This is a genomic window from Pseudarthrobacter sp. PvP004, assembly GCF_017876035.1.
Lineage (GTDB): Bacteria > Actinomycetota > Actinomycetes > Actinomycetales > Micrococcaceae > Arthrobacter > Arthrobacter aurescens_A.
In genome coordinates this window covers 4139568-4163738 of record NZ_JAGINL010000001.1, presented here as the reverse complement: position 1 = coordinate 4163738, position 24171 = coordinate 4139568, and the positions used below count along the sequence as shown (strand labels likewise).

Annotated in this window: 22 protein-coding genes and 2 pseudogenes; 6 read left to right on the top strand and 18 right to left on the bottom strand. The window is 61.6% G+C overall.

Annotated features, from left to right (window positions below):
• Window position 1: 1 nt before the first annotated feature.
• Both J3A64_RS23790 and J3A64_RS23785 read left to right on the top strand, forming a co-directional pair.
• Window positions 2–211, top strand: a pseudogene (locus J3A64_RS23790) (DNA-directed RNA polymerase subunit alpha C-terminal domain-containing protein); the annotation flags it as partial.
• Between the two features lie 75 nt (window positions 212–286).
• Window positions 287–421 (top strand): annotated as a pseudogene (locus J3A64_RS23785) (recombinase family protein); the annotation flags it as partial.
• 118 nt (window positions 422–539) lie between these two features.
• Here the strand turns inward: J3A64_RS23785 and ppk2 are convergent.
• The 3 genes from ppk2 to J3A64_RS18920 all read right to left on the bottom strand — a co-directional run bounded on the left by ppk2 (window position 540) and on the right by J3A64_RS18920 (window position 3053).
• Window positions 540–1484: a polyphosphate kinase 2 gene (ppk2, locus tag J3A64_RS18930; protein ID WP_210065367.1), complete on the bottom strand. Its 945-nt coding sequence runs from the start codon at window positions 1482–1484 to the stop codon at window positions 540–542.
• Between the two features lie 86 nt (window positions 1485–1570).
• The gene (locus tag J3A64_RS18925; RefSeq protein WP_210065365.1) at window positions 1571–2119 is read right to left on the bottom strand and encodes a GNAT family N-acetyltransferase; all 549 of its coding nucleotides are present in this window, start codon (window positions 2117–2119) and stop codon (window positions 1571–1573) included.
• Window positions 2120–2174: 55 nt separating this feature from the next.
• Window positions 2175–3053 (bottom strand): MurR/RpiR family transcriptional regulator, encoded by an 879-nt coding sequence (locus J3A64_RS18920; protein ID WP_286176400.1) that lies wholly within the window; start codon window positions 3051–3053, stop codon window positions 2175–2177.
• Window positions 3054–3275: 222 nt separating this feature from the next.
• Between J3A64_RS18920 and J3A64_RS18915 the strand changes: the two genes are divergently transcribed.
• Window positions 3276–4577, top strand: a complete 1302-nt coding sequence (locus J3A64_RS18915; protein ID WP_210065361.1) for an exo-beta-N-acetylmuramidase NamZ domain-containing protein — start codon at window positions 3276–3278, stop codon at window positions 4575–4577.
• 56 nt (window positions 4578–4633) lie between these two features.
• On the top strand, window positions 4634–6679 hold the full coding sequence (locus tag J3A64_RS18910) for a glycoside hydrolase family 3 protein (protein ID WP_210065359.1): 2046 nt from the start codon (window positions 4634–4636) through the stop codon (window positions 6677–6679).
• Between the two features lie 6 nt (window positions 6680–6685).
• Here the strand turns inward: J3A64_RS18910 and J3A64_RS18905 are convergent, their stop codons facing one another.
• From J3A64_RS18905 to J3A64_RS18880, 6 genes are all read right to left on the bottom strand, one after another.
• Window positions 6686–7696, bottom strand: a complete 1011-nt coding sequence (locus J3A64_RS18905) for a YdcF family protein (RefSeq protein ID WP_011776668.1) — start codon at window positions 7694–7696, stop codon at window positions 6686–6688.
• Window positions 7697–7718: 22 nt separating this feature from the next.
• Complete coding sequence (locus J3A64_RS18900; RefSeq protein ID WP_210065357.1) at window positions 7719–8183, bottom strand: SgcJ/EcaC family oxidoreductase; 465 nt, start codon at window positions 8181–8183, stop codon at window positions 7719–7721.
• The gene (locus J3A64_RS18895) at window positions 8183–9199 is read right to left on the bottom strand and encodes a LacI family DNA-binding transcriptional regulator (protein WP_210065355.1); all 1017 of its coding nucleotides are present in this window, start codon (window positions 9197–9199) and stop codon (window positions 8183–8185) included. Before J3A64_RS18895 ends, J3A64_RS18900 begins: the two co-directional genes overlap by 1 nt.
• 20 nt (window positions 9200–9219) lie before the next feature.
• Window positions 9220–10119 (bottom strand): carbohydrate ABC transporter permease, encoded by a 900-nt coding sequence (locus J3A64_RS18890; RefSeq protein WP_210065354.1) that lies wholly within the window; start codon window positions 10117–10119, stop codon window positions 9220–9222.
• A 2-nt stretch (window positions 10120–10121) separates the two neighbouring features.
• Window positions 10122–11087 (bottom strand): carbohydrate ABC transporter permease, encoded by a 966-nt coding sequence (locus J3A64_RS18885; protein WP_011776672.1) that lies wholly within the window; start codon window positions 11085–11087, stop codon window positions 10122–10124.
• 175 nt (window positions 11088–11262) lie between these two features.
• On the bottom strand, window positions 11263–12588 hold the full coding sequence (locus tag J3A64_RS18880) for an ABC transporter substrate-binding protein (protein WP_210065352.1): 1326 nt from the start codon (window positions 12586–12588) through the stop codon (window positions 11263–11265).
• Window positions 12589–12781: 193 nt separating this feature from the next.
• Here J3A64_RS18880 and J3A64_RS18875 point away from each other — a divergent pair, with 193 nt between their 5' ends.
• Together J3A64_RS18875 and J3A64_RS18870 are read left to right on the top strand one after the other, a co-directional pair.
• On the top strand, window positions 12782–14824 hold the full coding sequence (locus tag J3A64_RS18875; protein ID WP_210065350.1) for a beta-galactosidase: 2043 nt from the start codon (window positions 12782–12784) through the stop codon (window positions 14822–14824).
• Between the two features lie 169 nt (window positions 14825–14993).
• Window positions 14994–15671 carry a hypothetical protein gene (locus J3A64_RS18870; protein WP_011776675.1) on the top strand — a complete coding sequence of 226 codons (678 nt, stop codon included), beginning with the start codon at window positions 14994–14996 and terminating at the stop codon, window positions 15669–15671.
• A 19-nt stretch (window positions 15672–15690) separates the two neighbouring features.
• On the opposite strand, the gene J3A64_RS18865 is transcribed toward J3A64_RS18870, so the two are convergent.
• From J3A64_RS18865 to J3A64_RS18825, 9 genes are all read right to left on the bottom strand, one after another.
• Window positions 15691–15981, bottom strand: coding sequence for an SOS response-associated peptidase family protein (locus J3A64_RS18865; protein ID WP_210065349.1), 291 nt, complete (start codon window positions 15979–15981; stop codon window positions 15691–15693).
• Complete coding sequence (locus tag J3A64_RS18860; RefSeq protein WP_286176399.1) at window positions 15974–17296, bottom strand: helix-turn-helix domain-containing protein; 1323 nt, start codon at window positions 17294–17296, stop codon at window positions 15974–15976. Before J3A64_RS18860 ends, J3A64_RS18865 begins: the two co-directional genes overlap by 8 nt.
• 269 nt (window positions 17297–17565) lie before the next feature.
• Window positions 17566–18285 carry a hypothetical protein gene (locus J3A64_RS18855; protein ID WP_210065345.1) on the bottom strand — a complete coding sequence of 240 codons (720 nt, stop codon included), beginning with the start codon at window positions 18283–18285 and terminating at the stop codon, window positions 17566–17568.
• Window positions 18286–18761: 476 nt separating this feature from the next.
• The gene (locus tag J3A64_RS18850; RefSeq protein ID WP_210065343.1) at window positions 18762–19415 is read right to left on the bottom strand and encodes an alpha/beta fold hydrolase; all 654 of its coding nucleotides are present in this window, start codon (window positions 19413–19415) and stop codon (window positions 18762–18764) included.
• Between the two features lie 17 nt (window positions 19416–19432).
• Window positions 19433–19837 carry a rhodanese-like domain-containing protein gene (locus J3A64_RS18845; RefSeq protein ID WP_210065341.1) on the bottom strand — a complete coding sequence of 135 codons (405 nt, stop codon included), beginning with the start codon at window positions 19835–19837 and terminating at the stop codon, window positions 19433–19435.
• A complete protein-coding gene (locus J3A64_RS18840) occupies window positions 19834–20649 on the bottom strand; it encodes an IclR family transcriptional regulator (protein WP_011776680.1) in 816 nt (271 codons plus the stop codon). Before J3A64_RS18840 ends, J3A64_RS18845 begins: the two co-directional genes overlap by 4 nt.
• On the bottom strand, window positions 20650–22272 hold the full coding sequence (locus J3A64_RS18835; RefSeq protein ID WP_210065339.1) for a beta-N-acetylhexosaminidase: 1623 nt from the start codon (window positions 22270–22272) through the stop codon (window positions 20650–20652).
• On the bottom strand, window positions 22269–23180 hold the full coding sequence (locus J3A64_RS18830; RefSeq protein WP_011776682.1) for a carbohydrate ABC transporter permease: 912 nt from the start codon (window positions 23178–23180) through the stop codon (window positions 22269–22271). The genes J3A64_RS18835 and J3A64_RS18830 overlap by 4 nt, the downstream gene beginning before the upstream one ends.
• A complete protein-coding gene (locus tag J3A64_RS18825; RefSeq protein ID WP_011776683.1) occupies window positions 23177–24169 on the bottom strand; it encodes a carbohydrate ABC transporter permease in 993 nt (330 codons plus the stop codon). The genes J3A64_RS18830 and J3A64_RS18825 overlap by 4 nt, the downstream gene beginning before the upstream one ends.
• Window positions 24170–24171 lie beyond the last annotated feature (2 nt).

The following is a 24171-nucleotide window of genomic DNA, read 5'->3' as shown; positions in this document are numbered from 1 at the left end:
AATGCAGTCGCCGAACAACAACCCAATTCCCGATCACAACGGAGAACTGGGCAGCACCGAGGTCTTGACCGAGCTTGGGCTGCCCGCAAGGCCCATGACCAGCCTTCGTCGGCGCGGTATCTCAACCATTGAAGAGTTGATTACTTGGTCCGCCGAAGACCTTCGGTTTGAGGTGCAAGGACTCGGAAGGGGTGGGCTCAAGGAGATAGAGGCCGCACTGGCTCGCCTGGGTCTACAGCTGTCAGCAACGACACGGCGGTCAGAAGTGGCTGCGGCAGCGACCACTGGCAAGCTGGCGACCGCAAACGCGGCCAGGGCGGAAGGCCGAACAGCCATGGAAGCGGCCCGTCTAGTGGGGTGGAGTCGCGCCACTTTGTACAGGCACCACCAGGCCGCCTCACGTCGTAGCGTGGATATTTAGTAAGCGCCCGGCATAGCCAGTTAATGTCCGGCTGGCCAACGAATGTAACAAGGTTTCGAAGAAACGCGGAAAGCACGACGTCGGCACTTTAGGTGAGTGCCGACGTCGAGCTTTGGTGTTAGTCGCCTACGGCGTCGCGGCCGCGGCGGAGGATGAGCGGATCGGCGTCGTAGACAACCGAGGTGTCCTTGTCCTCATAGTCGAACTGGTTGAGGAAGTAGCGCATGGCATTGATGCGCGCGCGCTTCTTGTCGTTGGACTTGATGGTGATCCACGGCGCGTGGTCGGAGTCCGTGTGCAGGAACGTCCGTTCCTTGGCGTCCGTGTACTCGTCCCAGCGATCCAGCGACGCCAGGTCCATGGGCGAGAGCTTCCAGCGGCGGACGGGGTCGATCTGGCGGATGGCGAAGCGTGTGCGCTGCTCCTGCCGTGTCACGGAGAACCAGAACTTGGTGACGTGGATGCCGGCGTCCACCAGCATCTTTTCGAAGACCGGGGCCTGACCCATGAAGGTGTCATATTCGTCGTCAGTGCAGAACCCCATGACGCGTTCCACGTTGGCGCGGTTGTACCAGGAGCGGTCGAACATGACGATCTCACCTGCGGTGGGAAGGTGCTGGATGTAGCGCTGGAAGTACCACTGGCCTTGCTCGCGGTCAGAAGGCTTGGCGAGCGCAACGGTCCGGGCGGAGCGTGGATCCAGATGCTCAGTGAAACGCTTGATGGTGCCGCCTTTGCCGGCGGCGTCACGTCCCTCGAAAACGATGACGTGCTTGAGCCCAAGGTCCTGGCCCCAGTACTGGAACTTCAACAGTTCGATCTGCAGGCGGTACTTCTCGATCTCGTACTCATCGCGGGTCATCCGCTGCTGGTAGGGATAGTCCTCGTTCCACGTCTCCACCGCTGATCCACCGGGGTCGATGAGGTCCGGGTCTTCGCCCTGGCCGCCGCTGATGGTGTAACCCAATTCAACAAGGTGGTCGATGGTTTCCCGCAGGTTGTCCCTGACCCACCAATCGTCCAGTGATGTGCCTGTTGGGCTCGATGGACTTGCCTCCGTCATGCGGTCCTCCTGGTCTGTGAGCCTGCCCGGTCTGCGGGTAGTGCGCGGCAGCCTAACAAGGCTTGGTGACGGGAACGTGAACGGGCCTAGGCGGGCGCTCCCAGGTCAATCCAATAGCGTCGAAAAAGCTGCCCATCCTCGTCCGTCCGCACATCCTCGAGCACCCCTCCACACCGCTCGATGGTCCTTGCGGACGCTGCGTTGCTGTCATCGCACGTCAGCAGAACGCGATCCGGCAGAATGCCATCCGGCTGTGCCCGGGCGGACAAGCGGGCACAGAGTTCCCGGAGAGCCCAAGTAGCCGCTCCCCTTCCACGGTCGGACGGTCGTACCCCGTAGCCGATATGGCCACCCGAGTTAAGGAGGGCCGGGGTCAGGTGGTGACGAAATGCGATGGAGCCTACATAGCGCGAGTGCTCAGTGATCCAGCGAAAAGTACACGGAACCATGCCGTCCTTCTCCGGGGTGTTTTCAGCGTCCAGCAGCCTGGCAACCCATTCCTCAAACCCCTCCGGGGTGGTGACGTCGTCAGCCATGAAGACGGCGGCACCGTCCTGATGGGCGCCTGCCCACTCTTGGTGGGACTCGAGGAACGAGTGGTAAAAGGACTTATCAGGGGCAACAAGCGTGAACATGGACCGACCCTATCCCGGACGCGCTTTCCCGGGTTGTCATACCGGGCTGCTAGGCCTACGGGTTTGCTCGCGGCAGCTTCCTGCCCCGCACAGCTGCGTGCGTCTTCTGGAGTGCAGCAATTGATGAGTCGTAGGAATGCTGGGCGACTCCCACAAAGAGGCAGTCAACGATCATCATCTGCGCTATCCGGCTACCCATTGCCCCCGGCCGGAAAGGAGTCTCGCGGGCGGCCGTACTCAACACAATGTCGGCCCCCCTGCCCAATGGCGAGTCAGCATGGTTGGTGATGGCGATGGTGACGGCTCCGGCCGCTTTGCCCGCCTTCAGGAAATCGATGGTGTCCAGGGTGGCTCCCGAGTGAGAGATGGCGATAGCAACGCCGTCGGCATCGAGGAGGGCCGCGGAAGCCAGGGCGGCATGCGGGTCCCCCCAACTGAACGAGGTTAGGCCTATCCGGTGCAATTTCTGCTGCATGTCCTGGCCCACCAACCCGCCCGCTCCCACGCCGAAGATGTCGGTCTTCCGGGAACTGGACACCGCGCTTACCGCCCGGGCCAGCTGTTCCACGTCCAGCACTTGGGCGGTATCGGCGATGGACATGGTTTCGTTGAAGGCAATTTTGGAGACGATGTCCTGCAGCGAGTCTGCAGTGTTGATGTCTTCATAGACCGCGGCAGGCACGCCATGGGCCACACTCTCCCGCGCAGTTTCGCGGGCTAGGTCCAGGCGCAGAGCGGAGTAGCCGCCGTAGCCCACCTTCTTGTAGAACCGGACCACAGAAGTAGTGGATGTTCCACACTCCTCAGCCAGGTCACCGATGGACATGGCTGCTGCCCTGGACGGGTCAGCCAGGACCAGCTCAGCCACGGCCCGTTCCGAGGGGCGCAGTGCCGGCAGGACAGAGCGAATCCGCACCAGAACTGTGCGGGACAAGTGTGCACTGTCCGGCGCTTCCACCATGGTTTCCTTTCGATGGGTCGAACCCGGGCCGGGGCACTGCCCCCGACCCAAGTCACCGCCCGAGTCTTGTCATTAAGTTACACAAGCGGCGCTGAGAAGGTAAGTCATTGACGCAATGCAGGCAAGCGAATACGGTCGATGTAAGGAAAATCACAAATTTTGTCATGTCACTCGCTCCCCTCGAAAGGCTTCTTCATGGCACTGGACCGTAGAAAACTGCTCCATGCATCCGGGCTGGCGGCAGCTGCCGCCGTCGTCGCGCCTTTTGCTCCCGGCGCAGCTGCCAGCACCAACCCCAGCGCGCAGAATCGGCCGGGGAAACCGGGCGCTCCAGTCAGTGGCGCCGACGTTGCCGCCGCGACAAACTGGAGCATTTTCGCGGGACGCAAGGTGGGAGTCATCACCAACCCCACCGGCGTGTTGGCGAACTTCCGCTCGATCGTGGATGACATGGCGGACAAAGGCGTGGACGTCGGAGCAGTCTTCGGTCCCGAGCACGGTTTCCGAGGGACCGCGCAGGACGGCGCCAGCGAAGGAACCTCCGTGGACCCGCGGACCGGCATCACGGTTTACGACTCCTACGGCGCCAACGTTGCCGATTATGTGGGCTTCTTCGAAGCGTCGGGGGTGGACACCATCTGCTTCGACATCCAGGACGTCGGGGCACGCTTCTACACCTACATCTGGACCATGTGGGGTGCCATGCAGGCGGCGTCGAAGACAGGAGCCACGTTTGTTGTCCTCGACCGTCCGAACCCCATCGGCGGCCAAGCCCGCGGACCGGTCCTGCAAAAGGGGTTCGAATCCGGCGTTGGCCAGTTGGGCATTGCGCTCCAGCATGGGATGACGGTGGGCGAGCTCGCCAAATACTTCAATGCGGTTCATCTTCCGGCCGCCGGACTCACACCCATCGAGGACCTTCAGGTGGTGGAGGTCCAGGGATGGCGCCGCGACATGACCGGACCGGACAACCGGGCGGCCTGGATCCTGCCGAGCCCCAACATGCCAACACCGGAAACGGCCACCCTGTACCCCGGCACGGCCCTGTTCGAGGCCACCAACATGTCGGAAGGGCGCGGCACAACCCGGCCCTTCGAACTCATCGGCGCGCCCTACGTGGACTACCGCTGGGCCGAGGCACTGAACAGCAAGGGCTTGGCAGGCGTCACGTTCCGGGAGGCATACTTCCAGCCGACTCTTTCCAAGAACCAGGGCCTCATCTGTGGTGGCGTGCAGGTTCACATCACCGATCCCACCCGCGTCGAAGCCCTGGAAGTGGGCACCCACATGTTGGTCGAAGCCAAGCGCCTATACCCCGGCTTCGGTTGGCGCGGCGACGGCGGCCGCTGGATGGGCCTGCTAAGCGGCTCGGCCAGGTTTGCTGAACAGCTCGACGCCGGTGCTGACGCCAAGACCATCATGGACAGCTGGCGCGCCGAACTGGACCAGTTCGTGCGCGAGACCCGCGCGTATCTCCTCTACAACGGCAAGCGCTAGTCGCGCAGACCAACGCAAACCTCAACCACAACAAGGACGATGGGATTGGGATTCACATGCAAAGACAACGAACATCACTCATGACGGCGGCCGCCACGGCGCTGCTCATGACGGGCGCGGGGGTCATCACCGCGGCGGGCACGGCAGTCGCAGCCCCACCCACCACCGCGGGAACTACGACGACGGTCTCCGCCTCGCCTGACATCGAGGCGATGATTGCCGGCATGACGCTGGACGAAAAGATCGGCCAGATGACGTGGACTCACGTTTACGGTTCATCGGCGGACGACGCCTCCATGGCAGCAAAGAATCAAGAGCGGTACGGCGTCAATACACCCGCCGAGGTGGTGGAAAAGTACAACCTTGGCGGCGTTCTCTACTTTGCATGGTCCGGCAACACCAACAACCCGCAGCAGGTTGCGGGCCTTTCCAACGGCTTGCAGCAAACGGCCTTGCGAGAGGACGGGAACGGCATTCCACTGGCAGTCACCATCGACCAGGAAGGCGGTTTGGTTGCCCGCATTGGGCCGCCCGCCACAGTCCTCCCGGGCAACATGGCCCTCGGCGCCACCGCGGATGCGAATCTTGCCAAAGCACAAGGTGAAATCCTTGGCTCCGAAATGCGCGCCATGGGTATCAACGTTGATTTCGCGCCGGTCCTTGACCTGAACTCCAACCCTGACAACCCGGTCATCGGAATCCGATCCATGGGCGAGGACCCGGCCCTGGTCAGTGCCCTCGGTGTTGCCCAGATCGAAGGCATTCAAGCGCACAACGTAGGCGCGGCCGCCAAGCACTTCCCCGGCCACGGCGACACCTCAGTGGATTCCCACTACGGACTGCCCACCGTCACCTACGATCGCGCAACACTCAATGAGCACCTGAAACCCTTCAAAGCTGCCATTGACGGCGGAGTGGACATGGTCATGACGGCCCACATCATTGTTGAGGCCATCGACGCGGAAATGCCCGGCACCCTGTCCCACAAGGTACTCACCGGTTTGCTTCGCGATGAGATGGGCTTCAAGGGGTTGGTGACAACTGATGCCTTGGATATGGCCGCAATGGCCGCCGAGTGGCCCCAGGAAGAAATCGCCGTCAAGGCGATCCAGGCCGGATCTGACATCCTCCTCAACTCCCCGGACGTGGACGCGTCGTTCGCCGGGGTTCGCGCCGCCGTCGAATCCGGCGAGATCACCGAGACCCGCCTGGATGAGTCCGTCCGACGGATCCTTGAATGGAAGGTCAAGCGTGGGGTCTTCGAGCAGCCTATGGCAGACCCCGCCGCGGTGGACACCCTGGTGGGAAGCGCAGAGAACCTGGCCACGGCAAAGCTGATCTCCGACCGCGCCGTCACCTTGGTACGCAATGAGAACGGGGTCTTGCCGCTCGCTTCGGGCAGCTCGGTGCTCATGGTGGGTGCCGGTTCAGCGTGGCCCGAGCTCGCGGGACCAATGCTCAAGGATCAGGGATTCACGGTCACCGAAGACTACGAGGATGGGGCCTCACCCTCCGCGGCCTACCGCGCACGTGCGGTGGCTGCCGCCGGCAACGTCGATGCCGTGGTCTTCGCTTCCTACAACGCGACCAGCAATGCTGCGCAGCAACAGATGGTCGCGGAACTCGCCGCCACCGGCACACCGGTGATCGTTGTGGCAACCCGCAATCCCTACGACGTCAACGTCTTCCCCGGCGCCGACGCCGTACTTAACAGTTATGGAGTCAAAGAGGTCAATTTCCACGGTGCTGTCCGTGCCATCTCAGGTGCGGTCAACCCCAGCGGCAAGCTGCCGGTCAACGTGCCGAAGGCCGACGCCAGCGGTGTCCTCCTGCCGTTGGGCTTCGGGCTGAGCTACGAAATTACGACGCCGGCCCCCGTTACCTTCACGGACCGCCCGGGTCATGGGCAGGACGGTTACACCATCCCCTCCGTCCCGGGTGTTGCGTACCTGATTGACGGCAAGGAAGTCGCCGCCGGAAGCTACAGGAAGCCTTCAGGCACTGTGACCGTCACAGCGGAACGGCTGCCCGGGTATGTCTTCACCGACGGTTCCGTCACCGAGTGGACGCACACCTTCACCACAGGGCTCCCCAAGTCCTAGGAGAAGCTAAACCACCGTTGAGTTCATCAGTGCGACCGTGATGAGCAGGGCAATCCCGAACATCGGCAGGCAAAGAATGATGTTGGTCAGGCGGTTGTCCCTCATCACGGCCACGAACTCCCGGAGGAAGGCGCTGGGCACAAAGTATCTGGCCGTGGGAGCACCCACAACCTCGGCGTTGATCTTCTGGCGCCGAGATAGGAGCGCGGCGCGGAGCACGTGGTAATTGTTGGTGCACACAAGCAGCGGACCCTGAATGCCTTTGTCTGCCAGCAGGGCAACGGAATACGCGAGGTTCTCTCGGGTGGTGGTGGCCTGGTTCTCTTCCAAAACATCCTTGGCCGCCGCCCCCTTTGCCACCAGGTAGTCCTTCATCGCGGTGGACTCCGGCCGGGGTTCGTCCGGGCCTTGGCCCCCGGAAGGCACCAAGACGGGCTTGGCCGGGGTGCCGCCGTCGTAAATTTCCAAAGCCTTGTTCAAGCGGGCGGCGAGCAACGGCGGGACCTTGCCATCAATCAGCCCGGAACCGAGGACGATGACGGCCGCCGGGTTAGGGCTGAAACGCATCTTGGAATACACCACTGCGTAGCCCAAAAAAACCACGAATGCGCAGCCGAGGTAGGAACAGAGGAAGAAAGCGAGAGCGGCTATGCCCGCCAGCACCGGCTGCCCGCTCAGCACGAAAAGGAACGCGATGACGGGGGCCAGGAACACCGCGAGTCCCACCGCAAACGGCAAGAAACTGGTGATCCCAGGCCCTTCCCTGCGGACCATCGTGACACCGTTGGCGATCAGGAAGCCCGCAAACACAAAGATGCTCACCACCGGTACCACCAAGACCACCAGGTTCAACCATTCGAACCACGGGTTCAGGTCGATGAGCAAGTCCAGCACGGCCTGCAGAAGGAACCACGCAGCCACAAGCAGGAGCACCCCGTTGCGGAGCCGGCGCCGGTCCGACTGGAACGAGGCAAGGAAGAGCCCCGCAAAGAGAAGTCCGAGGACCAGATTCAGCATGATCCAAGCCTATGCGCTGGGGTTACTGCCCTTGCCCGGGCGTCTCGTACGACTCCGGGGTTAGACGGCCATCTGCGGCAACATTGGTCTGCTTCCCGGGGACGATGTCCGTGTTCTGGGCGCTGACCGCGAGCCATCGGCCGTCACTTTGACGCACGGCCGTGAAGCTGATGACTCCCCGTCTGGGCCCTGATCTCTCGCCGGTGGGCGTGATCTGGCCGGTCATGGACCACCTCGCGTGGACAACGGCCACCTCGGTGCCGAGCTCCCGGACTTTGACCTTTTCCAACACCATCTCCGTGTCCGGAAACATGTGCCGGAAACCATAGTCGTGGTTGAACCGGATCTGCCTGCGGTTGTTCCACCACATGCCCACGACGTTCACAAAGTCGGCGTCCTCCACGAACAGCTCCGCCAGCGCCGCGGGATCAGCCACGTTCCACGCTCTGGCGAAACCGTCGGCTACGTCGCGGGGGCTCGGTTTCATCACGCCGATTCGCGGATGACCAGTTCGGTGGGGATGGTGACGGCGGCGGGGCGTTTGCCGCTGATGACGTCCAAGAGCAGCCGCACCATTTCCTCGCTGATGCGGTCGAACGGCTGCCGGACGGTAGTGAGCGGGGGCGCCGCCTCTTGCGAGGTACTGATGTCATCAAAGCCGACGACGGCGACATCACCCGGGATTGTCAGACCGGCTTCGCGCAATACATCCATTGCGCCGAGCGCCATGAGGTCGTTCGCAGCGAAAACGGCATCGATGTTCTTGGTGCGACCGAGAAGTTCACGCATCGCTTTGGCCCCGCTGTCGCGGCTGTAGTCACCCTGGGCAATGAGCTCTTCATCGATATCCGCACCTTGATCGTCCCGGTACGCTTCGAGTCGCCGCGTACCGCCGGAGGTGTCCGCAGGGCCGGCGATGGTGGCAATCCGCTGCCGGCCGCCGTCGCGAAGGTACCGCAAAACGTCGCGCGCGCCCTCGTAATCGTCGGCAGCGACGTAACCCATTTTCTTCTCGAAGCCCAAGGGGGCGCCACAAGCGATCGCCGGGACACCCGCGGCAATGATGTCCGCGATGATGCCCTTCCTGCTGCCATGGGAGGAGATGAGGAGGACACCATCAACGTGGCCTGCTGTGAGGAAGTCGGTGGCTCGCCGTTGTTCATCATCGGTGCCGGCCATGATCAGGACCAGCGGGATGTCATGCACAGCCAGAGCGTCCGCTGCGCCGCGCATGAGGACAGCGAAGTTGGGGTCCTCGAAGAGACGTTCTTGGGTCTCAGTGAGCAGGAAAGCCACGGAATTGGCGCGGTTGGTGGCGAGATTCCTTGCGTGCGGGTTGACTCGGTAGCCCGTCTTCTTGATCGCGGCGTTGACAGCGGCCAGAGCCGACGGGCTGACCCAGTGGCCACCGTTGAGAACCCGGGAAACCGTACCTCGCGATACGCCGGCTTCTGCGGCCACATCGTCGATTTTGGGCCGTGGCCTGGGGGCGGATTGCGTCATGACCCAAAGCCTACCTACCGCTAGGCCTTCACGGCGCCAGCGGCAAGATCCACCTTCCAATAGCGCTGCAGGAGAAGGAACATGATCACCAACGGCACGATTGACAGCAGCGCGCCGGCGAGCACCAGCGTGTACAGGGCGGGTGCTGAAGCGCCTTGGTTCAACAGACCGTTAAGTCCCACAGTGACCGGGAACAATTGGTCGTCGCCGAGCATGATGTACGGCAGCATGAAGTTGTTCCAAATGGCCACGAACTGGAACAGGAAAATGGTCACCAGGCCAGGCAACATCATGGGTGCAGCAATGCGGTTGAAGATATACATTTCCCTGGCCCCCTCGGTTCGGGCGGCCTCAATGACATCGCCGGGAACGGAGGCCGCGGCGTAGATCCGCGCCAAGTAAATGCCGTACGGGCTGATGATCTGCGGCAAGAGCACCGACCAGTAGGTGTTGGTGAGGCCGGCTTGGGCCAGCATCAGGTATTGCGGGATGGCGAGGATGACGCCGGGAACCAGCACCCCCATGAGCAGGACCTTGAAGACACCGGACTTGCCCGGGAAATCAAACTTCGCCAAGACGTAGCCGGAAAGCGCAGAGACCCACGTGGACACGACGGCTCCGACGCCCGCGTACAGGGCCGTGTTGAGCATCCAGCGCCAGAACAGGCCATCGCGATATTCGGTGAGCTCCACGATGTTGTCCCAGAGGTGAGTGCTGGGAGCCAAGGTAAACGTGGAAAACAGCTCAGTGCCGTCCTTGCTCGCGGCAGCCACTACCCAGATCACGGGGAACAGGCAGTACAGCGCACCAAGGATCAGGATTCCGGTGGAAAGGTAACTCGGCTTTTCCTTGACGTACTCCGCCTTGGTTGCCTTGGGATTGGTTCTGTTGGATTTTCGGGAAGTGGCGAGGGCAGTCACGGTCAGTTCTCCTGTCCGAAGGCCCGCTTCTGCACGATGCGCAGGAACAGGAACGAAATGATGAAGGTTGCCAGGGCAATCACGATGCTGGTGGCAGCCGCGGAAAAGACATCGTTGCGCGTGAAGGCATCGCGATACACCAGCATCAGCGGGGACCAGCTCGTGGAAAGGCTGTTGGCAAGAGGGCGCAGCGTGGTGGGTTCAGCGAAGACCTGCAGCGTGGCGATCATCGAAAACAGTGCGGTCATCACCAGCGATGGCGCGATGATGGGGATCTTGATGCGCAGAGCCGTCTGGATTTCAGAGCAGCCGTCCAGCTTGGCGGCCTCGTAGATTTCGCTGGGAACGGCCTTCAGCGAGGTGTACATAACGATCATGTTGAAGCCGACGCCACCCCAGAGGGCGATATTGCAGATGGCGAACGTCACCAGGTTGGGATCCAGCAGCGAAGGCAGTTCCATTCCGAACTGCCTGGCCAGGAAGTGGAACGGGCTGACGCCGGGGAGGTAAAGGAAGCCCCACAAGAGCGAGCTGATCACAGCCGGTACTGCATACGGCAGGAAGATGGCCGTGCGGGAGAAACTACCGGCACGTGTGCGCCGGGAGTCCAGCAGGAGTGCAAACAGCAGGGCAAAGCCGAGCATCAGGGGGATGAGGATGAGCCCGTAAGTGAGGACCCGCAGGACGCTGCCAAGGAATTCCGGGTCCGTCAGGGCGCTGACGTAGTTGTCCAAACCGGCGAAGGCCGTGCTCTGTGAGCCTTTGCCGAGGCCCAGTCCGCTGACCTTCTTCTTCTGGAAGCTGAGCACCAAGGTGTAGATGATGGGCGCTGCCATGAAGACGAGGAAAAGGATGATGCCCGGCGCGAGCATTGCGTAGGGGATGAGCACCCGGGATTTGAAGTTCTTCGACTTCCTCGGGGTTCCGGCTGCAGTATCGGCCGCCGGACCGGGCCTGGTTACGGTCATTGCCACGGGTGCACTTCCTTGTGGTGGATCGACGTGTGGTGATTCTGGTTCGAACTGTGGTGATTCGATGTGGGATCAGCGTGCGCGGGAGGGTGCCGGGCGTCTCGCCGGCGGACACCCTCCCACGCTGAATCGGCTACTCTGAACCGCTGCTTGGAACTGCTGCTTGGCGCGGTTACTTGACCGTGAAGCCGGTCTTCTTCAGGTCATCTACGGTGACCTGCTGCATGTTGCTGACTGCATCCAGGAAGGCACTCTTCTGCTTGGACTGTGCAGCCTTGGCGAACTGATCGTTGTAGGCGTTGTAGGCCACGTTGACGTTAGGACCGTAGGTGAAGGAGCCCACGTTCTGCGCCGCCTCACCAACAACATCGTAGAAATCGGGCTGGTTGGAGAAGAATGCGGGAGCCTTGGTCAGGGCAGACTTCGCGCCTTCGTTGTCTGCCGGGTAGATGCCGGCCACCTCAACCAGGGCCTTTACGGCTTCGGGATCGGTGTTCAGCCACGTGGCGAATTTGGCCGCGGCGTCGAGGTTCTTGGACTGCGAGGTCACAGCAGTGGAAGATCCACCCCAGTTGCCGGTGGATGGCTTGGATGCGTCCCACTGCGGCATGGGCGCCACTTTCCACGTGCCGGCTGTGGATCCGGCGTTGCCCTCCAGAACGCCCGGGCCCCAGGCCGCGCTGAGCCAGCCAACCTGCTTGCCGGTGTTGAGTGCCGTGTTCCACTCCGGGGTGTACATGGGCTTGTTGTCGATGACACCCTCTTCCACGAGGCCGCCCCAGTATTCAGCCACCTTTTCTGTGGGCTCTTCGGCGATCTTCACGTTCCAGGCGTCGCCATCAACACCCCACCAGGAGGCTCCGGCCTGCTGGGCCATGCCGGTAAACCATCCGGCGTCGTTGGAAGAGAACGTTCCCAGGTAGGCCTCGGGGTCAGCTGCATGAACGGTCTTTGCTGCCGCCGCGTACTCGTCCCAGGTTTTAGGAACAGCAATGCCCAGCTTCTCGAAGATGTCCGCGCGGTAGTAGAACACCATGGGGCCGGTATCCTGCGGCACGGAGTACAGTGCATCGCCGCCCAGCGTCACATCGTTCCAGACGCCATCGGGGAAGTGGCTCTTGGTGTCGTTTGCCACGGTGCCGGAAAGATCGGCGAGCGCATCGGCTGCTACCAGGGTGGGGATCTTCTGGTATTCGGCCTGGATCAGGTCCGGGGCGCCGCTGCCGGCCTTGACTGCGGTGAGCAGCTTGGTGACGGCCGGGTCTCCGCCGTCCTGCTTGTTCACGGTGACGTGGATGTTGGGGTTTTTCTCATTCCAGAGTTCCACCACCTTGTCCAGGTTGGGGGCCCAAGCCCAGTAGGTCAGTTCCACTTTCTGGTTGGGATCGCTGGTGGCCGCGCTTTGGCTGCCTGCCGTGGAACTTCCTGAACAACCTGCGGCGAGCATTGTGGCCGCTGCGAGCATGGCTACGGCGCCTGCACGAAATGACTTGCGCATTTCGTCCTCCTTGTCGAAAAGCTGAATTGTGCTGTCTGGGATTCACCGCTCATCCGAACTGGGGTCGCATGACTGTGAGCGGTTCCAGTTAGACACAGCCGTATGATCCATGTCAACACTAAATAACATCTAGTCAGGGCAACGAGGGCTGTGATAATACTGGGAGCGCACACAGTTCTAAGGAGATCATTCGATGACAGACGTCCTGCAGGCCCCCGCCACCCAAGGCGCACCCGCGCCTTGGGTACAGCGACCGGCCGGCCTTTGCTACGGCGGGGATTACAACCCCGAGCAATGGCCCCGCGAGGTCTGGGTGGAAGACATCGCGCTGATGAAAGACGCCGGGATCAACCTGGTCAGTATCGGCATCTTCTCCTGGGTGTTGCTCGAACCACGCGAAGGTGAATACCACTTCGAATGGCTTGATGACTTGATGGACCTGCTGGCCGATGCCGGCATCAGCGTGGACCTCGGAACACCTACGGCGGCACCGCCCGCATGGTTCTGGAAGAAGTACCCCCAGTCGCGTCCCGTGACCCGCGAGGGCGTCACCTTGGGCAACGGATCGCGTGGCATGGCCAGCCCCAGCTCGCCGGAATACCGCCGGGCGGCCACCAACATCACCGAACAGCTCGCACGCCGCTACGCTTCCCACCCCGCGCTGGTTCTTTGGCACGTCCACAATGAATTCGGCGCACCGGTCAGTGAGTCCTACGACGCGCAGTCCGTGCTGGCGTTCCGCGATTGGCTCCGCCACCGTTATGGCACCTTGGACGCCCTGAACCAGGCCTGGGGCACCCTTTTCTGGGGGCAGAAGTACGGCGAATGGGATGAGATCGACGCACCCAGGCTTTCAGCCAGCGTCAGCAACCAGGCACAGCGGCTCGACTTCCGCCGGTTCACCTCGGACGCCATGCTGCAGTGCTTCATTGCCGAGCGCGATGTCATCAAAAAGTACACGCCCCACCTTCCGGTGACCACCAACTTCATGGCCACCAACTGCCTTTCAGCTGACTACTGGGCCTGGGCCAAGGAAGTGGACATCGTTGCGAACGACCACTACCTGGTTGCGCAGCGCACGGACAACCACGTTCTTCTCTCCATGGATGCCGACCTCACGCGATCCCTGGCGGGCAACCGGCCCTGGATGCTGATGGAACACTCCACCGGGGCCGTGAACTGGCAGGGACGGAACATCGCCAAACGGCCGGGCGAATTAGCCCGCAACAGCCTGTCCCACCTGGCCCGCGGGGCGGACGCCATCATGTTCTTCCAGTTCCGCGCATCCCGCTATGGCGCGGAAAAGTTTCACTCCGCCATGCTCCCGCACGCCGGCACCGGTACCCGGATCTGGCGGGAGGTCATGGACTTGGGCGAAGACCTCGGGAAACTCTCCCCTGTGAAGGGCTCCGTCGTGAAGTCTCGCGTGGCCATCCTCTGGGACGTGGAATCATTCTGGGCGCAAGATCTTGAATGGCGGCCCAGCAGCGATCTTGACCACCGCGAACGGATCGAATCCTTCTACTCCGTCCTGTGGAACCGCGGGATCAGTGTGGACTTCGCCCACCCCGAAGCCGACCTCTCCGGTTACGACCTGGTCCTCGCCCCGGCCCTCTACCTGGTGGGTGACAAGGCAGCCGCAAACATCAGCCGCTACGTCCACGACGGCGGACATCTGATGGTGTCCTATTTCTCCGGCATCGTCGATGCCAACGACACCGTCCCAGCAGGCGCCTCCCCCGGTGGCCTCCGCGACGTCCTCGGTTTGGAGATCCACGAATTCCTGCCCTTGCGTGAGAACGAAACCGTCACCATGGGCAACGGCGCCACCGGAACCGTTTGGTCGGAGGAAATTCACCCCGACACCGCCAACGTGCTGAGCCGCTATGTTGACGGCCCTGCGGCCGCCGGCCCGGCCATTACGCGGAACGAATTCGGCGACGGCACCGCTTGGTACATTTCCACAAAGCTCGACGGCGGCCACCTCGCCGACGTCGTACTGGACGCCGTGAGGGCGGCAGGAATTGAGCCTGGCGTCCAACCACCGGCGGGGCTGGAGGTTGCTTCACGCGATTCAGAGGATGGCACTTTCACCTTCCTGATCAACCACACGGATGCCGACGCTGAATACCCGGCGAGTGGACGCAACCTGATCTCCGGCGAGGACGTCAGCGGAACAGCACACATTCCCGCCGGCACCATCTGCGTGGTCCACACCCCAGCGGAACAGCGCTGACCCTGCTGGAACCAGACGGCCGGCCCGGACCGATTACGGTTCGGGCCGGCATTCCACCCCCGCGGTTTGCCACCCGCCGTCGAGCTGCCACCCGCCGTCGTGCTGGTCCTCCCTCTGAGGGGCCCGTGGTAGATTCGATAGGCGCAAAAACGCAAACAAGGGGTTGATCATGAGCGATGCACGGACATCCCGGCCGCGGCATTTCCAAGCTGTCGCTGCGTCGCTGCTGCTGGTCACCGTAGCTGGCGGCCTATCAGCGTGCCGCGAGGAAAAGCGACCCGCGCCCCCTTACCCGGCGGTTGAATGGCAAGGAACTCCGCCCAGTGCGCCCATAGAAGCCGACCCCTGGGTCATTGCAGCCCGCAAATCCCTCGAGGCCCAGGCTGTGGCACAAAACATTACGGACTTCACCTTGCCCGAACTGGTGGAGACCACTGCCCTGGACCTCCGCGTTCGCCTTTCCAGGCATCCCGTGAATGACGTCACACAGAAACGACGCCCGGACATCCGCCCGGGACCCGATCCTTTCCTCCCTATGGAGGTCAAGCCAGGTCCGGCTGCAGGCACTGCCGAGGTTCGCGGTTGCGTGGTGCGTTGGGCGTCCGAAACAGGCGACGTGCCGGATGAGATGAGTGCCTCCGGCGTGATGTTCCGGATGGAACACCTCGAGGCAGGGCAACTGCGGATCAGCAGCGTGGTTACTCTTCCCGATCTGGACTGCAGTACCGCTACACCACCCATTGCATTGTTCGTGCCTGCTCCCGAGCCGTCCGATGTCACTGACGTCCAGGATGTTGTACGGGCAAAGCCAGCCGAAATCGACCCTGAGTACGTCGACCCTGAGTAAATAGGCCCTGAGTACTGCCTTAATGAGGACTTGGTGAGGTCCACCAGCCGGTCAGGTCAGGGTCAAGCCATTCCGCGAAGCGGTCTTTCGGAATGATGACCGGCGACCGGTTGTGGACGCGGCCTAACGCGTCCTGGGCGGTTGTGGTCAGGACCGTGCAGGTCCGCAGCCACCGTTCGGGGCCGTACTCGGGCAGCGCGGGGGCGGGCCAGAAATCGTGCAGGCCGGCGAAGCCCAGCAGCGGTACTTTCTCTGAGAACAGATAGTTCGGGATCCTTTTGCCGTCTTTGCTGAATTCGGGATCATTCATTGAAAGCCCTGGACCGGGCCTCTCCCATGGATATGCCGTAGTGCTTCTTGAACGCGATTGATGCGGAATTGTAGGTGGAGAATCCTGTTTGCAGGGCGGCGTCTGCAAGGGAGATTGATCTGCTCCGGCGTATGAGCCTGGAGAGCTCATTCAGACGCCTCAAACGGAGGGCCCGACCAGGGGGCAGCCCATTGGCCGCGAAGACCCGATGAAGGGTTCTTTCACTCACGCCGAGCTCCTTAGCCAACGTCTCTGTTGTGAAGGCCGGATCCCGGTAACGTCGCGCTATAAGTTCAAGTGCGTGCGTGAAGAGTTCGGAGACCTCGGAGCTGGCCTGCATGCGCCTAAGAAGCAATCCGGCGGTATGCCGAGCCACCTCGAGCCCATCTGTGAGATCGCGCGTTGAAGACGATCGGGCCAGCGAAATCAAAACATTCACTACTGCGACGAGCATCTTCACAGGAGCATTAAGTGGGAGAACCTGCGATCGGGATGCCTGACCGTGAGCGCGGCTTCCCGTCAACGAAACGCGCACCACTCGTGACATCGCAAGCGTCGAGTACGAGAACCTGCCGCTGTGAATCAAAACGACGTCACCATCCGTAACGGTGATCACACGCCCCTGCAGCGCCAGCTTGATGCTGCCTGTCACAATCACAAGGAGCACAGGACCGTTCGGCGCATTCCCGGCAAGAGTATATGAGGTTCCCCTAATCTCATCGATCAAGATCCCAGCAGCAGTCAGATGGAATGTCCTAAATTCGGGAGCAGGCTCGCGAAAACTAACATTGCCACCCAGACGGCGTGAAAGCTCGCCTACTGACATCGTCCCCGTGCTGCCTAGCCCTAGCCGGACGGCGGCCTCCGCGCCCGCTTCTTCGACCATCGACCGCCCCCCGTGGCGGTGAGGTTCGAGTCGTTCATTTTCGGCGGCCCACCCCTCCACGAGAGCGAGCATGATGAGGTAATCAGGGACCATTTTGGCGGCATTACAGAAGGCTCTGAGGTCGAGCATCGTTTCTCGGATTCCCACCCCGTGGTAAGCACGGGATCCTCCGAGTCGTGAAACGGCGGCGTGCAGATCGCCGCCCCTGATCTTTATATTGGTGAGCGCCTGGACTTCCGGAACGAGCCAATCAGAGGCGCGCATCCATCCGGTTCGCAGACTCACATGATTCCAGTACTTTTGGAGCTCCAGGGATCTTCCTTCGAGCCCTTTCGGGGAAATTTGGGGGACGTCTTCCATGAAAACGTAGTACAAACGGATTGGTATTCGTGTCGCAATCTTGGGCAGCTTTTGCGAAACTTTGCTCATTCGGGATAATAGGTCGCCTGCGACCGGGCCACAGGGAACCCTCCGCAAACGTGCATGGATTCCTGCAGGGTGCACACTTTGCTGCCGTCGAGTAGTATCAGGCTGCCTCAAGGCCATCTAGCCGCAGTGGAACCGTCGAGTAGTTCTCATGCACGGATAAACCGCAATCCGGCCCGCTCCAGCGCTGCGAGGTTCCCTTCGCGGTTCCCGCCCCTGCGGAAAAATGGGGACCACAACACGTCGGAAGCAGGCCGGACAATCACTGAACATCACGGGTAGTAAATGACAAACTGGTTATTCTTCCAATTCACATCCTGGATATCCTCATTGTTGGAAAGATCGGTTTCTGCGTAGAACCCCGCGTTGGCACCCAGATCAATTCGGGACCGGAATGAGGTGTAGTACCAGTATTTACCGTTCGGGTTCACCACAGAGTCTGAGACCGGTTGAGTGTAGACCCTGAACGTCACGGTAAATGACTCGCTCGGAAGGAAGGGCCGGAGAAGGGTGTAGTTTTCAACGATTCTGATGACATCTGACCCTCCTGTCGATGAAACGACTTCGGCCGTGCTTCCTGTATAGGTGTACTCGCTGGCGAGAAGCGAAGAAGCGACAACCTCGTATCCGGCCAGCGGCGTGTACTCTCTATTCGTTCTCGTTGAAACATTCTGGCCAATGTAAGTCACCGCAAAATGGGTACCGGCGGGCAATATCACCGCTGAGCTGTTGGTAAATGTTGCAGTAGCTGTGAGTGGTTGGGTGAACTCCGAGAAGGCCCGCACCTCCTCATTTGACTCTGTATCGAAAGTTGTGATTGGCGGAACCTCTTGGATATCCCCAATCGTTGTCGCGAGATCAATCTCAGGAAGCTGAGAAGCGCTTGCCGCTGGTGCGGCCACGGCTGCGACGACGACCGGAACACTCCAGGCGGACATTTTCGTGATAGTTCTGCGAGATACGCCAGAATTCATGTGGTCATTAATAGTCATTTTCTCTTTCATCACTTCTCAGGACAAACTCTCAGCTACCGCGTTCAACAATGGCTCATCGATCGGCGCAATCATCCTCAGATGGCGCTTTTTTAACTACGAAGTGTGAATCTGGCCCGCAGAGGTCCTAGAACTACCCAGACTTTGCCGTTCACCTAGGTAACATGTGAGTGATTTTTCGGACTTTGGATGCGAAAGAGCTTTTACGGCAGGGCAGCGACCTGTGTGCCGACCCCTGCAAGGGCTAGCGCTGGCCGCCAGGGGATAACCCACTCCTCTGGATTCCCGGCATCTTCCTGGGCGCCACCAACGCGAAGCGCATGCGATGAGGCCGCGAGGATCCGCGAGAGTGTGGCGGTTGGCTTTGACGTCCCGCGTCGAGCTGGCTGCGTTGGAGACGGTCGGGTAGGGGCCGTTGGGGATTTCGCCAACGAACTCTGGGTGCGTCGGCATCGATCCATACGTTGGCAGGTTCGCTAGGACCGCTCCCGCGCCGTCCGCTGGGCAAAATCGTTGAGGGCCGCCGCAACAGCGTCCGGGTGGCTCAGAGTGGCGTAGTGTCCCCCGGGGATTTCCACGGGCTCGATCCCAAGCCGCTGTTGTACCTGCCGCCTCATGAACGGCGCTGGAAAAAACTGGTCGTCACGGCACAGGATGGCCAGGGTGGGCACGTCCGGATGACAGCCAGGCCAGGGTCCTGACATCCAGGCGCCTTGCTGGTCCCGCTCCCGGTCAGTGGCCTGCTGTGCCAAAACTTCAGGGACCAGGTTGAAGTACGCCTCTTCGGGGATGGCCTCTCGATCATGCCCCGTGTTGGTCCACCAGTCGCCGAAGGTCTCGCCCGGCATCGGAATCATGGCCGAGAGGTACACCAGGCCGTCGGAGTGGAGTTCGTCGCAGACCAACGGCGCCGTGAAGCCACCCAGCGAATGCCCCACCACGATGGTGTGCTCGGCATCGCCAACTGCGTCCGTCACGGCGCGGGTATAGTCCTCAAGCCCGGCGTTCTTGTCTTCGATGGGCAGGTCGACGGCAACCACGCCATGCCCGGACGCTTCGAGCAGCGGGCTCACCAGATGCCAGTCCCATGCCGTGGAACCACCACCGTGAATCAGTACGAAAACAGCCATCATTCCCCCGTTTCAGCTCAGGCCGTGTGTGCTGTCACCAGCGCATCCGGTGCACCTTGTACGGGCCCCGCGGCTGTCTCAACGGGGAGCCCGTTTCGGATCCAATACTCGATTCCGCCGATCATTTCCTTCACCGAATACCCCAGTTCCGCGAAGGCCAGCGCAGCGAACGTGCTGCCGTTGCACCCTGGGCCCCAGGAATAGACCACTACTCGGGAGCCGGCTGGGACAAGTTGCTCCGCGAGGGCCGGTATCTGTGCGGTCGGAATATGTACGGCGCCTGGAATATGTCCGTGGTCCCATGAGGATTGGCGGCGGGTATCCACCACAATCCAGGTGCCGGGCGCTGACTCTGCCACTTCCATGACGTCGATCTCGCACTCCAGCTTCGCGCGAAAGTATTCAGATGCAGTAATACTCATGCGAGTTTCGCCAACTTCGCAGACGCCCGGCGGGAGCCCAGCTTGGCGGAAATCCGGAGGCTTGTCTCTGCGGCCATCGGCCCGACTTCACGGACACGCTTGGCGGTCATCCGGGAGGACAAGGAAGAGACAGACAGCGCTGCCACCACGTGATCGTCATGCCCGAAGATCGGGGCGGCAACGCAGCGAACCTCCGGTTCATTCTCCCGGTCATCAATGGAATACCCGCGCCGCCGGATGGCTTCAAAATCAGCTCGGAGCAGTGTCGGGTCCGTGATGGTTTTGTCCGTGAGGGGTTCCAAGTTTCCTGCCAGGATCGGTCCCACCACTTCCTCCGGACTGAACGCGAGCATGGCCTTCCCAACTGCAGTGCAATAGGCCGGCATGGTGGCGCCCACCCGCGACGCCATGCGCACCGTGGCTTCGTCCTCCACTTTGTCCAGGTAGACAACGTCGTGCCCGGAAAGAACCACCAAATGGCAAGTGCTTTCCGTGGCACGCATGAGAGTCCGGAGTTCGCCGTTGGCCACGCTGCGTAGATCCACGCGATCCAGGTAGGACTGTCCCAGCCGCAAACAGCCATGGCCCAGGCGGAACTTGCCTGTCTCGTGGTCACGCTCCAGCAGGTTTTCTTCAAGCAGAGGCGCAGCCAAACGCAACAACGTGCTCTTGTTGAGACCGGAGAGGCGGGTGAGCTCCACGAGTGCAAGCCCATCACCATTGCCTGGTTCCTCGGCCACCACAGTCAGCAAAGCCAGTGCCTTGCGCAGCGATGCCGAGGAATTGCGGGCATCCTTGCCTTCAGTAGTCACTCAGTTCCTCACGAGCTGCTCGGCGTCGTAATCGCGTTTCCAACCCTCCACACCCGGCCGCTGCTGCCATGGCGCGGGACCGGACAAAGGCCGATACTCCACGCCCATGGCCTCGAGCCGCGCCAAGTGTGCACCTGTGAGTCGGGTCAGGAACTCATCGTAGTCCCGGCCCGCGGGGTTGGACCAGAACACTTCGGAGATGGCGCTGAGGCGCGGGAACGCTGCGAACTGCACGCGGCGCGGTGAATCCAAGTGCTCGCTCCAGATGTTGGCTTGGGCTCCTAGGAGCCTGCCCGGGAAGTCCGTGCCTTCAACTCCTGGCAACGGCTCAAACTCGTAGACAGCCTGCAAGGTGGTCACGAAACCAACGGGGACGGGTTCGTCGTCACCGTCGGCCTGGCGGTGGTCCAGGTAGAGCTTGTGCTCAGGGCACATCACAACGTCGTAGCCCTTGCGCAGGGCGTCAATCCCGCCTTCGTACCCGCGCCAGGACGCCACAAGCGCACCGTCCGGAAGGCCGCCGTCGCCGATCTCGTCCCACACGGACGTGGCGCGGCCGTGGTGCTTCAGATGCAACGCCAGCTGCCCGACGAACCAACTGTGCAAGCCGGAAACGTCGTCCAAGCCCAACTCTGCAGCCTTTGCCTGTGCTTGGGCACTCGCCTGCCATTGCGTGAGTGGCACTTCGTCGCCGCCCAGGCTTATCCACGGGGAGGGGAAGATCTCCACCACCTCGTCCAGGACATTCCGGTAGAACTCCAGCGAGGTTTCGGAGACTTCCAAGACGGTCTCATTGATGCCCCACCGCGTCCATACCTCCACAGGAGATGAACCATCAGCCGGGCCCGCACCGAGCTCCGGATACGCCGCGATGGCAGCTTGGCTGTGGCCCGGAACATCGATCTCCGGGATGACAGTGATATGCCGGTCCGCGGCGAACGCCACGATCTCCCGGAGATCGTCCTGCGTATAGAAACCACCGTGTGGGCGGCCGTCGAATACTCCTGCGCGCCAGGAACCAAGCGACGACTCCCGGCGCCACGCACCAGTTTCGGTCAGCTTGGGGTAGCGGTTAATTTGCATCCGCCAGCCCTGATCGTCCGTGAGGTGCAGGTGAAGAACGTTGAGTTTGTGCATGGCCATCACCTCGATGAACCGGAGCACGTTGTCCTTGGGCATGAAGTGCCGCGCGACATCCAGCATGGTCCCGCGGTAGCCGAATCGCGGCTTGTCCTCCACAGACACACGGGGAACCGACCATCCCTCAACAGCAACAACAGGAGCCTGCCTCAACGCCGCTGGTCCCAACAACTGCACTAGCGTCTGCGCGCCGTAGAAAGCGCCAGCGGCGCCACCCGCAGAAATCACGACGGCGTCACTCACCTCCAAGCGGTAGGCCTCGGCGTCCAGCGAAGGGTCCAGCAGGAGGCGGATGCCCGCCTCACGAGCAGGCGCGGGAGCCAGGTCCCAACCCGTAGCTCCGCCCAAAGCATGGTTGAGCCAGCGGCGAGGACCGCGCAGTTCAGGGTCGGCACCCACGGAAGTGCCGGCGTCGAGCTCCAACTCGCCCGTGCCTGCGGAGAAGGACCACGGGGCTGGGATCAATTGGTGAAACGCGCTCATCCCTTCACCGCCCCGGCCAGTCCGGACACGAGCTTGCGCTGGACTGATACGAAGAAGATCAGCACTGGAATGGTCATGATGACCGAGCCGGCCATGATGGCTCCCCAATCGTTTTGGTCGGGCTTGAAGAACGTCAGCAAAGCCATGGGCAGCGTCTGATTCTCCTGGGCGGAAATGATGAAGGTCTTGGCGAACAGGAAGTCGTTCCACGTGGAAATGAACGAGAAAACTGAACATGCCACCACACCCGGCGCCACCAAAGGGAACAGGATGGAGCGGACAAAGCGGAAGCTGCTGGCGCCGTCCAAACGGGCAGCCTCCTCGACTTCCAGCGGAACAGCGGCCACGAAACCACGCAGCATCCAGATGGCGAACGGAATACTGAAGCCGACATGGACCAACACCAGCGAGCCCAGTTGGTTCAGGCCCACCAACGGGATGGCCTCACCGGCATTGCGCAGCAGGAAAAAGAGCGGAATGGTCAGGGCTTCCACAGGCACCATCTGCGAAACCAGGATGATGATCAGCAGCTTGGTGCGCATCTTGAAGTTGTAGCGGGTCAATGCCACCGCCGCGAGGAACGCCAGGATGGTGGAAAGCACCACAACCACCAGCGCCACGATCACGCTGTTCAGGAAATACTGGCCAAAATTGTTCACACCCAGGACGCGCCCGAACGAGTCCAGCGACGGTTCCAGTGTGTACGGCGCCGCATCACCGGCGTCGAGCGCTGTTTTGGGCTTCAGCGCGGACAGCACCATCCAGAACAGCGGAAAGGCAACGATCAGCGCGATGACAATCGCGGCGGCATCCGCCCCGAAGCGACGCTTGCCCTGCTTGCGCAGCTTCTGCGGAGCCTCGGCTTTAGTGGTTCGGCGCGGGACTGATGAAACGTCGACGGCGGTCATAGGGCTTCGCCTGTTCTCTTGAGGATCCGGAGGTACACCAGCGTGATGACCATGAGCAGCGCGGTCATGATCACACCGAGCGCGGAACCGAGGCCATAGAGGCTCGCGGCGAACGCCTGCTGGTAGCCGTAGACGTTGAGCACCAGGTTCTGGCCGGCGATCCCGCCACCGTTGGTCATGATGTAGATCTGCGAGAAGATCTTGAAGTTCCAAATAATGGATTGGATGGTCACCACGATCACGATAGGCCTGAGCATCGGGAGCATGATGCTGCGGGCAATGCGGGGCATGGAAGCGCCATCAATTCTGGCGGCTTCAATGACCTCCGTGGGGATGGCCTGGATGCCTGCGTAGACCGTGACCAGCACGAACGGGAACGAGCACCACACCACTTCGCTGGCTACAAGTCCGAAAGCCGACCATTTGTCGTAGGTCCATGAGTAGCCCTCGAACTGCGTCAGCCCGATGGCCACCAGAGTCTTGTTGACAAGGCCCAAGGTGGGCTCGAACAGGAACAACCACACCGCGCTGCCCGTGACGGCCGGGGTAGCCCATGCACCGAGCGACACCACGAACAGCATCGAACGGACCCACGGGCGCAGCCTGGTGGCCAGCACCGCCAGCGAACTGCCCACCAGCAAGGTGAAGACCACGCAGGCAGTGGCGAAGACCACCGTGTTGCCTAGAACAGTCCAGAACTGCGGATCAGCGAAGAGCTTCTGGTAGTTCTCCAGACCCACAAAATTCAGGGGTGCCTTGCCGCTGACTTGCGCCTGGCGGTAGTCGTACAGGGAGACGTTGATCAGCTGGAAGATCGGGTAGCCGAGCAGTGCGATCAGGACGATGAAGGCAGGGGCAAGATAGAGCCAGGGCTCCAGACCGCGTTTTCCGTTGGCAAAACGCCGGGACTTGCGGGTCGCCGTCGTCGGGCCTTTGCCTGGCGTACCGCCCTGCGGTGTCTCAGGCAGAACCGGGGTGAGCGCTGTCATGA